The organism is Massilia sp. NP310 (assembly GCF_019443485.1).
GTDB classification, from domain to species: domain Bacteria; phylum Pseudomonadota; class Gammaproteobacteria; order Burkholderiales; family Burkholderiaceae_D; genus Telluria; species Telluria timonae.
The window spans coordinates 5,285,886-5,300,197 of the sequence record NZ_CP080379.1 but is presented as its reverse complement, the minus strand read 5'-3'; the positions used below and the strand labels follow the sequence as shown (position 1 = coordinate 5,300,197).

Annotated in this window: 11 protein-coding genes; 2 read left to right on the top strand and 9 right to left on the bottom strand. The window is 67.1% G+C overall.

All coding sequences use genetic code 11. The features are described 5' to 3' along the window. Positions 1-32 precede the first annotated feature (32 nt). The 4 genes from KY496_RS23450 to pstS all read right to left on the bottom strand — a co-directional run bounded on the left by KY496_RS23450 (position 33) and on the right by pstS (position 4,727). Positions 33-998 (bottom strand): T6SS immunity protein Tli4 family protein, encoded by a 966-nt coding sequence (locus KY496_RS23450; protein WP_267877528.1) that lies wholly within the window; start codon positions 996-998, stop codon positions 33-35. A gap of 116 nt (positions 999-1,114) precedes the next feature. Continuing rightward, positions 1,115-2,773 (bottom strand): triacylglycerol lipase, encoded by a 1,659-nt coding sequence (locus KY496_RS23445; protein WP_229520351.1) that lies wholly within the window; start codon positions 2,771-2,773, stop codon positions 1,115-1,117. Between the two features lie 157 nt (positions 2,774-2,930). Next, complete coding sequence (locus KY496_RS23440) at positions 2,931-3,593, bottom strand: response regulator transcription factor (protein ID WP_005668163.1); 663 nt, start codon at positions 3,591-3,593, stop codon at positions 2,931-2,933. Positions 3,594-3,698: 105 nt separating this feature from the next. Then, positions 3,699-4,727: a phosphate ABC transporter substrate-binding protein PstS gene (gene pstS / locus KY496_RS23435; RefSeq protein WP_005668162.1), complete on the bottom strand. Its 1,029-nt coding sequence runs from the start codon at positions 4,725-4,727 to the stop codon at positions 3,699-3,701. 168 nt (positions 4,728-4,895) lie between these two features. Here pstS and KY496_RS23430 point away from each other — a divergent pair, with 168 nt between their 5' ends. After that, on the top strand, positions 4,896-5,309 hold the full coding sequence (locus tag KY496_RS23430; protein ID WP_184235478.1) for a hypothetical protein: 414 nt from the start codon (positions 4,896-4,898) through the stop codon (positions 5,307-5,309). Further along, a complete protein-coding gene (gene ggt, locus KY496_RS23425; RefSeq protein WP_184235481.1) occupies positions 5,309-7,081 on the top strand; it encodes a gamma-glutamyltransferase in 1,773 nt (590 codons plus the stop codon). The genes KY496_RS23430 and ggt overlap by 1 nt, the downstream gene beginning before the upstream one ends. 150 nt (positions 7,082-7,231) lie before the next feature. Here ggt and KY496_RS23420 read toward each other — a convergent pair whose 3' ends face one another. The 5 genes from KY496_RS23420 to KY496_RS23400 all read right to left on the bottom strand — a co-directional run bounded on the left by KY496_RS23420 (position 7,232) and on the right by KY496_RS23400 (position 14,279). Beyond that, positions 7,232-9,733, bottom strand: coding sequence for a hybrid sensor histidine kinase/response regulator (locus tag KY496_RS23420; protein WP_229520350.1), 2,502 nt, complete (start codon positions 9,731-9,733; stop codon positions 7,232-7,234). 160 nt (positions 9,734-9,893) lie between these two features. Further along, positions 9,894-11,510: a methyl-accepting chemotaxis protein gene (locus KY496_RS23415; protein ID WP_219862666.1), complete on the bottom strand. Its 1,617-nt coding sequence runs from the start codon at positions 11,508-11,510 to the stop codon at positions 9,894-9,896. 209 nt (positions 11,511-11,719) lie between these two features. Continuing rightward, positions 11,720-13,129 carry a hypothetical protein gene (locus tag KY496_RS23410; protein WP_219862664.1) on the bottom strand — a complete coding sequence of 470 codons (1,410 nt, stop codon included), beginning with the start codon at positions 13,127-13,129 and terminating at the stop codon, positions 11,720-11,722. After that, positions 13,126-13,875 (bottom strand): ABC transporter ATP-binding protein, encoded by a 750-nt coding sequence (locus KY496_RS23405; RefSeq protein ID WP_229520348.1) that lies wholly within the window; start codon positions 13,873-13,875, stop codon positions 13,126-13,128. Before KY496_RS23405 ends, KY496_RS23410 begins: the two co-directional genes overlap by 4 nt. After that, complete coding sequence (locus KY496_RS23400) at positions 13,872-14,279, bottom strand: GntR family transcriptional regulator (protein ID WP_005668149.1); 408 nt, start codon at positions 14,277-14,279, stop codon at positions 13,872-13,874. Before KY496_RS23400 ends, KY496_RS23405 begins: the two co-directional genes overlap by 4 nt. Positions 14,280-14,312: the final 33 nt, after the last annotated feature.

The window sequence follows — 14,312 nt, the reverse complement described above, 5'->3', positions numbered from 1 at the left end:
ATTTTTGGAGGCTTGCGCTTGCGAGACGGCGATCAAGTGACATCGGCCGCGGCCGCCCTGGGCGGCTGCGTCGGCCGTATGCGGATGCTGGAGATGATCCTGTCCCACAGCGCGAGGGCTGCCGGCTGCGACAGCGAGGACGGCACTGGCCCGTCGTCCCCACTGCCGGTTTTCATCATCAGGCGCACATCGGGGACGAGTACATTGTCTTCACTGCCGTCCACCTCCCATCGGAACCCGTAGATAATGGAAAAGTTCTCTTCGAGCACCTGCTCGACGAGTTCGTCACCGGTCAGGCCACCGACCGTGCGTGGCGCGGCGCGCAGCTTCGCGAAGCGTGCGCTGATGATCAGGGGCGCCCGCGCGTGCGAGGCGGCAGCCCGCTCGAGCAGTCCCTTTCCCGGCTTGGTGCCGGCGGTCGTGTCGAACTTGATCTCGATGTCCGGACGGCTCGGCAGGCCGGCCACCATCACGGCCCGTTCGCCCTGGGCGGCCCTGTGCGGGTCTCGCACATAGGCTTGGTCGAGGCAGAAACCAGGCTCGGTGGGTATGCGGTTGCCAGGGTTGGCCACGAACTGGTGAACGAGCTTGACGAGGTTTTCCAGGGCCTCCTGCCGGAATTCATCGCCCGATGCTTCGATGGCGATGCCATCGCCATGGACATGCGCCTCAAGCGTGAAGTCCTCATAGCGATAGTGTCTCTCACCACTCGATGTATAGGCGCTGCCCTCGGTTACAACGCGTTCATGCATGAATATTTTTCCGACAAGGCCACTGTCAGTCTTCACACCCCTGACGACTTCCAGGTTGTTGCCCCCACCAAGCCGGTCCGGCTTGGCCCGGATTTCCGCTTCCCGTTCCGCCAGCCGGGCGCTGAACGCCTCCGCGCTTTCTGCGAACGCGCCGATGCTGAAGCCGCTGATCTTTTCTCCGAGGAAGCGGTATTGCGCCTCAGCCGGCAGGTCGATCAGCATCCTGCCGACACATACTGTCTGCATCTTTTCCGTCATCTTCTCCACCTCGTACCTGTCCAGTACGGCGCCCACCGCCCACGTGCCTGTCAAGGCCGCGAACACCACGGCCCATAACCGGGCCCACCTCTTCTGCAAATATCTCATTGGGAGATCCCTTGCACGATCCTGACGATCAGGCGCAGCGTGAGCATCAGCATATCCTCGCTGCGGTAGCTGCCTTGATGGTCATAGCCGCGCGTCTCGAACAACTGCCGGATATTGCCGGCCGGACCAGCGCTGGATTGGTGTGGCACGGTGCCGTCGCCCCGGGTGTCGGGTGGTTCCGGCCTGAAGAGCATTTCGCAGCCGGGTTCGACGCCCACGAGCCGACCGTCAGGGTAATGGCGGATGAAGCTGCCTTCCTTGACGTTGGATGGCGTGAGGACGGTCCGCGACTCGGACGGCTTGCGTCCGACCCAGCGCACCTGACCGAAGGCGCGTCGGTCGGGATCGGCCCCATAGAAAGCATAGGTATTGGGATGGTAGTAATCCCCCAAGTGTTCCTTGTGGAAGCGCTCCGCTGTATCGATGGCTTTCTCGATAGCGGCTTCCACGGTTCCATTCTTGTTTTCGGGCTTGTATTTCCCCGCCGGATCAGCCAGTGCAGGATCGACCAACCGATACCAGGATGTCAGGTCGCGATAAATTTTGTACGGGTCGGGCTTCGTTTCGTTGGGCAGATGCAGACAATCGAGAACGGCATCCGGCACGCTCTGGCTACCAGACGGCTGCCTGACGCTGACATGCAGCCACGGTCCCGGATACAGATGGTTCGGCAGCAATTCGAGCGGACCGGGCGATGTCGCCAGCACGGGCGTGGTGTCGTAGGTCGTCGCGCCAAGGATCATGGCGGCGAAGCGGCCGACGAAGTCGTTGACCTCGGTGCCACAAGCCATGCGGCGGTAGGCGGCGGGAGCGCCCAGGGCCGGCATCGCGCCATGGATCACGCCGGCGATCTTGTCCGGGATGCGCCTGGCGCAGGCACGCGCAACCAGGCCGCCCATCGAGTGCGTCACGAGGATGACCTGCTCGCACTTGCGCTTGTGCGCCTTCCAGTAGTCGATGACGTCGTCGATGCGCTGCTCGAGGCGCTGCGACGCTTCGTGCGCGCTGCGCAACCAGTGATAACCGGCGCCGTACACCGGATAATGGTGGAGCGCATGCCGTTCCAGCTCGGCCTCGGTCAGCGGCGCCATGTGCGGAAAACCCCATTTCGCAGGATCGCAATCCATCACTTCTTGCCAGTGTGGCCGGATGCGCCGCATATCCTCCGCGTAGCGGCGGTAGAAGGTCTGGTTCAGGCGCGTTTCCAGCATACACAGCAGGTCGATGTAGGAACCGGCATGCAGCTCGCCCCACCAGCGCTCGCGCGCCAGTTGGGGGTGGACATGCGGCCCCCACTGGTCGTGACGGATATGCGGTTCGCCGCTGTCGTCCACCTCCAGCGTGTCGGGGTCGAGCAGGCGCTGGCGGTAGGCGGGATCGTATTGGTCCCAGACCAGCGCATCCCACAATCCGCCCGGCGTCGTGTTGGGCGGCCGCCAGGCTGGCTTGCCAGGATTGACCTCCTCGTTCTCTTCTTCCCGCGAGCGTGGCTTGCTCTTTGCCCTGAGGTTGGTCCCCATGATGCCGGGAACGACGATCACGGGCACCGTGCTCCGCGGGGGCACCAATGCCAGGCCGCGGATCTTGAAGTCGACCGGGGTGGCGACCGACATCGCCTGCCAGCCCCCGTCGGGCAAGGGCAGCAGGGGCCGCAAGGGGCGTGTCGGTTCCGGCATGAACGCGGAAGGCTGCTCGTCTCGTCAAAATCGCGATACTGACATGAGAACGCCAGCGCTTTCTTGCGAATGCACAACAGACTAGCCGCCCTATTTCGGCGAAAAAAGATGTCCGAGGATGGCGTCAGACCGCGCTTCAGGTCGGCGACAGCATGTAGCCGGCGCCGCGCACGGTCTTGATCAGCGACTTGGCCCGCCCCAGCGCCTTGCGCAGGCGCAGCACGTGCACGTCCACCGTGCGCTGGTCGAGCGAGGCGTGGGCTTCCCACAGTTGCTCCAGCAGCTGGGTGCGCGTAAACACCTGGCCCGGATGGCACAGCAGGAAGCGCAGCAGCCGGTATTCGGCGTGCCTGACCTCGACCTTGTGGCTGCCGACCCGCACGCTGCAGCTGAGCGGATCGAGCACCAGGCGGCCCGAGCGCAACAGGCGCGACTCGGGCGACAGTTCGCGCGCCTGCTCGAGCGGGGCCTGGGGAATGAATTCGGGATGGGGGACGGGCGCCGGGAGGCTGGCGGGACGCTCGCCTTCCGCGCATTGCGCCGCCAGCAGGATCACCGGCTGCTCGCGCAGGCGGCGGTCGCCGCGCAGGCGCGCCAGCAGGCGCATGCCGCCTTCATTGCGCAGCATCGATTCCTGCAGCAACAGTTCCGGGCGCTCGCGCCCGATGAAGTCCCAGGCTTGCGCCAGGCTCGGCACGTCATGCCAGACCCACTCGTCCTCGTGCAGCGAGAACTTGAGCAGCTCGGCAATGGCCGGCTTGTCGTCGATCACCAGGACGATCGTGTTCGCCGTTGTCATGGGATGCCCAAAAAGAGGTTCTGCGTTGATGCGGCCCACGGTGCCGCGAGCGCACCAACGAAAATCCGGCAGCCAGGCTGCCGGATCGGTCGCCGTGAAGGCGTCTTACATGATGGCCTTGCCCGAAGCGTCCTTCAGGTTGGCTTTCCAGGCGTCCTGCACTTGCTTGACGACGCTGGCCGGCATCGGCACGTAGTCCAGCTCGGCAGCTGCCGGGGCGCCGTTCTTGAACGACCAGTCGAAGAACTTCACGACTTCCTGGCCTTTCTTGGCGTCGGCCTGGCTCTTGTGCATCAGGATGTACGACACGCCGGTGATCGGCCAGCTCTGCTTGCCGGCGCCGTCGGTCAGCACCACGCCGAAGCCTGGGGCCTTGGTCCACTCGGCATTGGCGGCGGCGGCCTTGAATACGTCGTCCGACGGTTGCAGGTCGACGCCTTCCTTGTTGCGCAACTGGGTGTGCGACAGCTTGTTCTTCTTGGCATAAGCCCACTCGACGTAGCCGATTGCGCCCTTGATACGCTGCACGTTGGCGGCGACGCCTTCGTTGCCCTTGCCGCCCACGCCCACGGCCCACTTCACGGTGGTGCCCGAACCGATGCTCTCTTTCCATGCCGGGCTGGTCTTGGCCAGGAAGTCGGTGAACAGGAACGAGGTGCCCGAGCTGTCGGCGCGGTGCACGACGGTGACATCCAGAGCAGGCAGTTTCACGCCCGGGTTCAAAGCGGCGATTTCCGGCGCGTTCCACTTGGTGATCTTGCCCATGTAGATGTCGGCCAGCAGCGGACCGGTCATCTTCAGCTGGCCCGGGGTCACGCCGTCGACGTTGACCACGGCGACCACGCCGCCCATGATCGCCGGGAACTGCATCAGGCCTTCCTTGTCCAGCTCTTCCGCCTTCAGCGGCATGTCCGATGCGCCGAAGTCCACGGTCTTCGCCTTGATCTGCTTGATGCCGGCGCCCGAGCCGACCGACTGGTAGTTCAGGCCGGTGCCGGTGGCGGCCTTGTAGCTTTCAGCCCACTTGGCGTAGATCGGGTACGGGAAGGTCGCGCCCGCGCCGGTAATGTCGGCGGCGAACGAGGTCGTCATCACGAGCGTGGCGGCAGCGCCGGCGAGGATCTTCTTGAACATTGTTATTCCTATCTCTGGTTGAGGGATACGTTTTGGACTACAGGAAAAAGAATAGCTGCCGAATATGACCTGTTTATGACTTGACCATGCCCTGTCTTTTCGCTGTCACGCGACCGGTCGATTGCGGTTTTGCTATCATGGGTTCCCGTCAAACCCTGGATGACACCGATGCGCACCCTGCCCTGCGTCCTCTCCATCGCCGCCGCCGGCCTGCTGTCGGCCTGCGCCACGCCCGACCGCCTGCCCAACGCCCAGTACACGCTGAGCGAGCGCCAGACCCTGCACCTGCCGCCATTGCCGATCGACCAGCGCCTCTCCCTCACCTACGAGGGCGCCGACGACAGCCGCTGCCCGGACAATGCGCGCTGCATGTGGGCCGGCCAGCTGGCCTACCGCTTCACCCTGCGCATCAACAACATGGCGCAGGGCTTCTGGCTGGTGCAGGGCAAACCCGGCTATACCTCGCCCGGCCTGCGCGGCGCGCGCATCGAACTCGATCCCTCGTTCGTGCCGCAGCCGCGCGGCATGGCGGAAGCGAAACCGGCGTCGTATCCGGTGGTCTTCAATATGTACGGCAGCTGATGGCGCCGCGCCGCCTGCCGCGGGCCGCACTGGCGTGCGTCCTGGTCGTCGCCGTTTCCTTCCAGGGCGTTGCGGCCGCGCCGGTCATGACCGGCACCGGGGGCGCCGTCGCCACGATCAGCGCGCAAGCCTCGCAGGCAGCGCTCACCATCCTGCATCAAGGCGGCAACGCGGTCGACGCCGCGGTGGCCGCGGCCGCCACGCTGGGCGTCACCGACCCCTTCAGCTGCGGCATTGGCGGCGGCGGGTTCATGGTGATCTACCTGGCCAGGGACAAGCGCGTGATCACCATCGACCACCGCGAAACGGCGCCCGGCGCGGTGGGCCCGCGACTGTTCCAGCAAGATGGCAAGCCGCTCGACTTCGAGACGGCGGTCGCCAGCGGAGCGGCGGTCGGCGTGCCGGGCACCGTGCGCGGCTGGCACGAGGCGCTCGAACGCTACGGCAGCATGCGCTTTTCCCAGGTGCTGGCGCCGGCGATCGAGGTGGCCGACGGCGGCTTTCGCATCAACGCCAATTTCAGCAAGCTGGTCGAACAGAACGACAAGAAGTTCCGCCAGTTCGCGCCGACGAGCGAGCTGTACCTGCACAAGGGCAAGGCGCTGCCCGCCGGCACGCTGCTGCGCAATCCCGGCATGGCGCGCGCCTACCGCGAGATCGCGCAAGGCGGCGTGAAGGCATTCTATGAAGGGCCGATCGCACGCGCGATCGTCGACAGCGTCAACCGGCCGCCGGTCGCGAAAGGGTATGCCGTACGGCCCGGCGCCATGACCATGGCGGATCTCGCCAACTACGAGGCGCGCATCCGCCCCGCCCTGCGCAGCACTTATCGCGGCTACGAACTGTATGGCATGCCCCTGCCGAGCAGCGGCGGCCCGACGGTGGCGCATGCGCTCAACATCCTCGAAGGCTACGACCTCAAGTCTCTGCCGCGCGCCCGCGCCGAGCACCTCTATATCGAAGCCAGCCGCCTGGCCTTCGCCGACCGCAATGCCTATCTGGCCGACCCCGAATACGTCGATGCGCCGCTCGCCGGCCTGCTCTCCAAGCAGTATGCGGCCGAGCGGCGTGCGCTGATCGATCCGCGCAAGGCCGCGCCGGGCGCGGTGGCGGCGGGCGACCCCTACCGCTACCAGGACGACCCGAGCATCCCTCTGCGCACCCAGCCCGCCGCCGCCGTCAAGCTGGCGCCCGAGAGCGCCCACACCACCCACCTGACGGTGTCGGACAAGGACGGCAACGTGGTGGCGTACACCTTCACCATCGAATCCTGGGGCGGCAGCGGCATCGTGGTGCCGGGCTACGGCTTCCTGCTCAATAACGAACTCACCGACTTCGACTTCGACGCCAGCGGGCCGCACCCGAACGTGCCGGAAGCCGGCAAGCGGCCGCGCTCGAGCATGGCGCCCACGATCGCGCTCAAGGACGGCAAGCCGGCCTTCAGCATCGGCAGCCCCGGCGGCTCGACCATCATCACCACGGTGCTGCAGACCATCGTGAACCACGTCGACTTCGGCATGCCGATGGACCAGGCGCTCGATGCGCCGCGCATCAGCCAGCGCAATGCGCTCGACACCTCGGTCGAGCCGGGCTTCACGGACACGGCGCAGGCGCGCGCCCTGTCGGGCTTCGGCCAGCGCTGGGAGTCGCCGGCCGAAGAAATCGGCGCGGCCAATGCGCTGGTGTTCAACCCGGACGGCACCGTCACCGCCGTCAGCGAGGGCAAGCGCCACGGCGTCGGCACGGCGCTGGTGCAGCGCCGCGGGCACTAGCTGGCGGGCGGGTAATCGGTGTAACCGCGCTCGCCTCCCTGGTAATACGTCTGCTGCACGGCATGGCGATCCAGGCCGGGGCCGGCTTCGAGCGCGAGACGCTCGAGGCGGCGGTCGGGCAGGCGCTGTCGACCTGGCCCGGCGCCTGAACTAGCGCGCGACCAGTTCGCGCACCCGCTGCGCCATCGCGTCGATCGAGAACGGCTTGGTCAGCACCGACATGCCGGGCGCGAGCTGCCCGTGGTCGAGCAAGGCGGTTTCGGCGTAGCCGGTGATGAACAATACCTTCAGCCGGGGACGCTTGACGCGCGCCGCGTCCGCCATCTGGCGTCCATTCATCATGCCCGGCAGGCCGACGTCCGAGATCACGAGGTCGATGCGCGCGTCCGATTGCAGCAGCGCCAGGCCGCCGGCGCCGTCCTCGGCTTCCAGCACCGTGTAGCCGAGCTCCCCGAGCAGGTCGACCACCAGCGTGCGCACGCTCGGCTCGTCGTCCACCACCAGGATCGTCTCGCCGCGGCCGGCCGGCGGCGCCGCGAGGGCGGGCGCCGCCTCCGGGCCCTCGGCCGCGCCGCGATGGCGCGGCAGGAAGATGCTGACCGTGGTGCCCTGCCCCAGCTGCGAGTCGATGGCCACCTGCCCGCCGGACTGCTTGGCGAAGCCGTAGATCATCGACAGTCCCAGCCCCGTGCCCTGGCCCAGCGGCTTGGTGGTGAAGAAGGGCTCGAAGGCCTTGGCCAGCACGTCCGGCGCCATGCCGGCGCCGGTGTCGGCCACCGACAGCGCGAGATAATCGCCCGGCGGCAGTTCGTGGCCGCGCGCGGCCTCAAGGCCGAGCACCCGGTTGGCGGTGGCGATCGCGATGCGTCCGCCGTCCGGCATCGCGTCGCGCGCATTGATGCACAGGTTCAGCAGCGCGTTCTCGAGCTGCGACTGGTCGACCAGCGCCGTCCACGGCACCTCGCTGTACGCCGGCTCGACCCGCACGCCAGGGCCCACCGTGCGCCGGATCATTTCCAGCATGCCGTCGACCATGGTGTTGACGCAGATGGCCCTGGGCGCCAGCGTCTGGCGCCGCGAAAAGGCCAGCAGCCGGTGGGTCAGCGCCGCCGCCCGCCTGGTCGCGCCCTGGGCCACCGTGAGATAGCGCTCGATCTCGTCGGCGCGGCCCTGCCCCAGGCGCAGCTTGATCAGGTCGAGGCTGCCCGCGACGCCGGCCAGCAGGTTGTTGAAGTCATGCGCCAGCCCGCCGGTGAGCTGGCCGACCGCCTCCATCTTCTGCGAATGGCGCAGCTGTTCCTGCGCCCGTTCCAGCTCGGCCTGGCGTTCGCGCTCGACGCTGATGTCGCGCGCCGAGCAGTACACCTTGCGCTCGTCCGGCACCGCCACCCACGACAGCCAGCGCCAGCCGCCGGTCTTGTGGCGGTAGCGGTTCTCGAAGCGCAGCGCGGGAATGCCGCGCTCCAGCGCATTGCGCCAGACCGTCTCGGTGCGGGCGCGGTCGTCGGGGTGGATGAAGTCGAGGAAGGGCGTACCGGCGACTTCTTCCTCGGTCCAGCCCAGCGTGGCCTGCCAGGCCGGGTTCGAGGTCTCCATGAAACCGTCGGCATTGAGCACGCCCAGGATGTCGGGGCTGAGCTGCCAGGTGCGCCCGCGCGCCAGCGCCTGGGCCAGCACCTTCTGTTCCAGCTGCTCGTTGAGCGCGCGCAGCTTGAGGATCGCGCCGTCGCGCTCGGCCTCCACCGCGCGCCGGCCCTCGACGTCGATCAGCACGCCCGGGAACAGCAGGCCGGTGCCGTCCGGCGCCAGGTCGACCCGGCCATTGGCCTCGATCCAGTAATACCGGCCGTCGGCGCGCCGCACCCGGTACTGGTGGGCGTAATGGCCGCCGCGCGCGATCACCGTATTGATGGCCTGCGCCAGGCCGGCCTGGTCGTCGGGGTGCACGGTGGCCACCACCTGCGCCAGCGAGAGGCCGGTGCGGCCGATGGCCGGGTCGAGGCCGAAGGCGCGCGCGAAGGCTTCGTCGACGGTGAAGCGGTCGGTCGGCAAGTCCCAGAACCAGGTGCCGATGATGGCGCCCGCCTCCAGTGCCAGCCGGACCCGCTCGGCGTCCTCGCGCGACGCCGATTCGTGCTCGCGCAGCACCGCTTCGTCGGCCGCCTGGCGCCGCTGCCGGAGCACGGCCTCGGTGGTTTCGATGCAGTTGCACAGCAGGCCGAGGATGCGGCCGGCATCGTCGCGCACGGGACCATAGGAATAGGTGAACCAGGTGTGCTCGGCATAGCCCTTGCGCTGCATGACGAGCGCGATGTCGTTCATCTTGTGCGATTCGCCGCCCACCAGGGTGCGCTCGACCAGCGGCCCGAGCACGTCCCAGATTTCGTGCCAGACGGCCTGGAACGCCTGCCCCAGCGCGGCCGGGTGCTTGTTGCACAGGATCTCGGCGTAGGCGTCGTTGTAGAGCAGGGTCTGGTCCGGCCCCCAGACGATAAAGCTCGGAAAGGCCGAGTCCAGCACGATATTGATGCTGGTGCGCAGCGTCGCGGGCCAGGATGCGATCGGGCCCAGCGGCGAGGCCGCCCAGTCGTGATCGCGGATCGCCGCCGCCATCGCGGCGCCGGAAGCGGGAAACGCTAGTGGACTACCCATGGAGTCGATCTTTTGCCTGATGGGGTCCGGGGACATGGTTGCGCGCGTTCATGCGGCATTATTGCATGTTTCGCAACGTCATCGCGCCGTAATATGCGGCGCCGCCCGGCGATTTTTTGGCGCGCCCTCGCCGGGCGCCCTGGCGGGACGGCGTGCCGGCTTACGCAGCCAGGGCCATGCGCTCGTGGCCGGCGCGCGCGCGCACCGGCGCCTGCGCTTGAGGCGCCGCCTGCGCATCGATCTTGAACACGCCCACCATCTGTTGCAGCGCATGCGCCTGATCCTGCAACGCGCCGGTGGCGGCTGCCGCTTCCTCGACCAGGGCGGCGTTCTGCTGGGTCGCCTGGTCCATATGGCTGACCGCTTCGTTGATCTGCTGGATGCCGGCGGTCTGCTCTTCGCCGGCGGCCAGGATCTCGGCCATGATGTCGCTGACGCGGGTCACGCTACTGACGATCTCGTCCATGGTAGTGCCGGCGCTGTCGACCAGGGCGGCGCCCGCCTCGACGTTGCGGACCGAGGTGCTGATCAGCTCCTTGATTTCCTTGGCCGCCGCCGCCGAGCGCTGCGCCAGGTTGCGCACTTCGCCGGCCACGACCGCGAAACCGCGGCCCTGCTCGCCTGCGCGGGCCGCTTCGACGGCCGCGTTCAGCGCCAGGATATTGGTCTGGAAGGCGATGCCGTCGATGGTCGAGATGATGTCCACGATGCGCTTGGACGAGGCATCGATGGCGCCCATGGTCTGCACCACTTCCGACACCAGCTGGCCGCCGCGCACCGCGACTTCGGACGCCGAGCGCGCCACGTTATTCGCCTGGCGCACATTGTCCGCATTGTGCTGCACGGTGGTGGTCAATTCCTCGAGCGAAGAAGCGGTTTCTTCCAGGCCGCTGGCCTGCTGCTCGGTACGGCTTGATAAGTTCATGTTACCGGCCGCGATCTCGCTGCTGGCGCTGGCGATCGACATGCTGCTGTCGCGCACGCCGCGCACGGTCGTGGCCAGCTGCTGCTGCATGGTGGCCAGGCCCTTGAGCAGTGCGCCCATTTCGTCGTCGCGGTCGATCTGCACCCTGGTCGACAGGTCGCCATGGGCCATCGCGTCGAAGTGGCCGAGCGCGTGGTCGAGCGGCCGCATGATGGCGCGCAGCAGCAGCCACGACGACACCGCCGCCAGCAGCACGCCGAGCACCACGCTGGCGCTGGAGATCCACATCAGCGTGTCGAACAGACGGCCGCTCTCGTCGTAGCCCCGCTTGGCGGCCGTCAGCTGGTAATCGTCCAGGGCGCTCGATGCCTTGTCGAAGACACCGTACAGGGCCGTCATTTCCGTCATCGACAGCGCTTCGATGCGCTCGACGTTCATCTGCTCGATGGCGGTGGCCAGCGCCAGCATGCCGTCGTTGATGTAGCGGTTGCGTTCGACTTCCAGGGTCTTGGCCAATGCCGCTTCCTCGGCGTCGCGCGGCAGGGCGAGGTAACGCTGCCATTCCTTGTTCGCGTCGTCGATGAAGTCCTTGGCGCGGCTCAGGGTCTTGCCGACGTCGGCCGCGTCCGGATGGAACACGGCGCGGTCCAGGCCAAAACGCGCGCGGTTCAGGAAGTTCTTGGAATTATTGATCGCGATGCTGGACGCCAGCTGATTGGAGTACACCTGCTCGAGCGTGGCGTGGTCTTCACGCATGCCGTAGATGCCGAGCAGGCCGACAGCGGTGATGAGGAAGCCAAGCATGGCCATCGTGGCGATCAGCCGGAGTCGCAGTGTCAGTTTGAAAAGCATGGTTGCCCTGAAGATGAAGGTTTTTTTATGAGTAAGTACAACAGCGAAACCTTATCTTCAGTGCGACTTTTTTTCAGCAAAAACCGAAGTTCAGTATCAAAGTGCCAGTGGACCGGTTGTTGCTCAGCAACAAAAAGAACGATCGATCTATCCCCTTCGGCAACTCGGTTAATGAACAGATCACATCGCGGGACATGACCCATCCCCCGTCAATCCAGCCTTCCGGCGGGAAAAGCGAACGGCGCGCGAAGTGTCGAACGGTAGCGGCGCGACACTAGGAAAGCCGTCAGCACGATGGCAAGGCCAGCCGCAGTCGGAAAAACCGGCAATGCCAGAAGTCGTCCGATGGGCAGTGCGACCAGCAGGCAGCCGCCCGCCAGCGCCAACACCGTCAGCCACTGCAGAACCGGATTCCAGCGTGGGCGGCGTGCATGGTCGCGCAGCGGCAAGGCCAGGGCCGGCAGGGCCAGGCCACACAGGCTGGCCACCAGCAGCAGCTCATCCGCGCCGGCGCCGCTCAGGAAGCTGCACAGGAGCGCCGTGGCCGCCGCCATGCCCCAGGCCGCCAGACTGCTGCGCAATGCCGTCGAGGCCAGCAAGCGATTGAACCGCGGCGCGGTAGCGGGCATCGCCGGCGCCAGCCTGAGCAGAGGCTGGCCAGCAGGCATGTCCGTCAGGTTCGCCAGCAAGTTCGTGTGCAACTGGAACAGGAGCAATGGCAGCAGACTCCACATCCAGCCCATCTCCAGCGCGAGCTCGGCCGCCTTGGGGTAGCCGCCCAGGCGCATGAAGCCGACCAGCAGCAGCCCGAACAGGCCCATGCCGGCAATGCTCAGCGCGATCACGCCCAATGGCAGGCCGGGGCCGCTGCCGTGCAAAAGCATGGCGCCCAGGTCACGGCGCTTGCCGGCCAGGCGCAGCGAGTATGCCTGCCACGAGAGCAGCAAACCGTTCTCCCCGCGGAGCTTGAACGCGTTCCTGTCACGCCATACCGTGCGCTTTTCCAGCAACTGCCAATGCCGGTCCCCCGCCTGCGCGAGAATCACGCGCATGGCCGCCAGCCCGGGCAGCAAAAGCAGGGCCGCCAGCAGCGGGAGGAAGGCCGGATGCGCCATCATGGCGTACGCCCGGTCCGGTATCACGGACGGCAATCCCATCAACGGCCAGATCGCGAGGAGCACTGCCGATCCGGCGCCGCTGCCGGTGGCCGCCAGCGCCAGGCCAAGCGAAGCCACCATCCACCAGACCACGCGCAGGACGACGTCCGACGCGCTGCCTGCATTGGCAAACGCCAGTCCGGCGATGCACAGCATCCACACTGCCGAGGCCAGTTCCAGCAAGCGCGCCCGCATCCCGGGTGTCAGCTGGGCATTGGCGGGGGAATTGAGCTTGAAAGCGCCAGGCAGAAAGCCCCAGGTCCAGGTGAGAAGGACCAAGCTGCACAGCATGTTTGCGCCCCAGCGCGCCCCAGTGGCCAGGTCGTACACTTTCCAGGCGAGCGCCGCCGCCACCAGCGACAGGACCGGCGTCAGCCAAACGACGAGCCGATGGGCATACGGGTGCACCTGCGCCAGCGCCGAGCGCCACAGCAGTCCGTAGAGCGCCAGGCGCGGGCTCACCGGGTCACCTCGATGAACAGGTCTTCCAGGTTCGACGGCACGCGCGCGCCGGACGGCACGTGGCTGGCGGCGCCATCGAGCAGGTCGTCCAGATCCCCTTCGAGCACGATGCGGCCATCCTTGAGGAAGGCGACGTCCAGCGCCACCCGCTCCAGGTCGGTGAGAATATGGGTCGAGAACACCACCGTGGTGCCGCGCTCGATCACGCCGTCGATCAGCTCGGTGAGAAAATCGCGCCGCCCGGCCGGGTCGAGCGCCGACACCGGTTCGTCCAGCACCAGCAGCTCGGGATCGTGGGCCAGCGCGCGGATGATCGACAGGCGCTGCTGCTCGCCGCCCGACAGGCGCCGGATCGGCTTGTTGCGCATGGCGAGATCGATGCCCCAGCGGCCCAGCAGGCCCTCGACCTTGGCGTCGTTCCAGCGCGGATACAGCGCCTTGAAGTAGTCCAGCATCTGCAGCGGCGTCATCCAGTCGAACAGGTCGGACTTCTGCGGCACGTAGCCGATGCGGGCGCGGGTCGCGTCCGACAGCGCGGCGGGCGATTCGCCGAACAGCGCGATGCTGCCGCCGTCGATCTCGCGCAGGCCCAGCAGGCATTCCATCAGTGTCGACTTGCCGGCGCCGTTGCGCCCCAGCAGGCCGATCACCTGGCCCGGTCCGACCTCCCAATCGAGGCCGTCGAGTACGGTCTTGTTGCCGAAGCGCCTGGCGACGCCGCGCATCTGGATCGGGAGTGCGGTCACGGTGATTCCTTCAGGATGGTTGTAAAGAGAGAGAGGACGGTGTCGGGATCGAGTTCGAGCTCGCGCGCCTCGCGCGCGGCGCGTTCAAGGGTGGGACGCAGCAGCGCCAGGCGCTCGCCGGCAGCGCTCGCCCCGCCCCTGCCGGCCGGCCGGTCGGCGACGATCATGCCGATGCCGCGGCGGCGCTCGAGCAGGCCTTCCAGCTCGAGCAACCCATACGCCTTGGACACGGTCATCGGATTGACGGCGAGCTGCAGCGCGACCTCGCGCACCGACGGCAGCGCATCGCCCGGCGCCAGCTGGCCGCCGGCCACCAGCCGGCGCACCTGGTCGACCAGTTGCCGGTAGATCGGATCGGTCGAACCGGGGACGATCGAGAACAGTTGAGATGGTTGGGGGGGCATGGCGTATTGGTGTATTAGTTGGTTGATACACTA

Bases quoted from the DNA above. Each gene is read 5' to 3' on its own strand.
- KY496_RS23450 (WP_267877528.1), bottom strand. From the start codon at position 998: ATGCAGACAGTATGTGTCGGCAGGATGCTGATCGACCTGCCGGCTGAG.
- KY496_RS23430 (WP_184235478.1), top strand. From the start codon at position 4,896: ATGCGCACCCTGCCCTGCGTCCTCTCCATCGCCGCCGCCGGCCTGCTG.
- pstS (WP_005668162.1), bottom strand. From the start codon at position 4,727: ATGTTCAAGAAGATCCTCGCCGGCGCTGCCGCCACGCTCGTGATGACG.
- KY496_RS23400 (WP_005668149.1), bottom strand. From the start codon at position 14,279: ATGCCCCCCCAACCATCTCAACTGTTCTCGATCGTCCCCGGTTCGACC.
- ggt (WP_184235481.1), top strand. From the start codon at position 5,309: ATGGCGCCGCGCCGCCTGCCGCGGGCCGCACTGGCGTGCGTCCTGGTC.
- KY496_RS23440 (WP_005668163.1), bottom strand. From the start codon at position 3,593: ATGACAACGGCGAACACGATCGTCCTGGTGATCGACGACAAGCCGGCC.
- KY496_RS23420 (WP_229520350.1), bottom strand. From the start codon at position 9,733: ATGGGTAGTCCACTAGCGTTTCCCGCTTCCGGCGCCGCGATGGCGGCG.
- KY496_RS23415 (WP_219862666.1), bottom strand. From the start codon at position 11,510: ATGCTTTTCAAACTGACACTGCGACTCCGGCTGATCGCCACGATGGCC.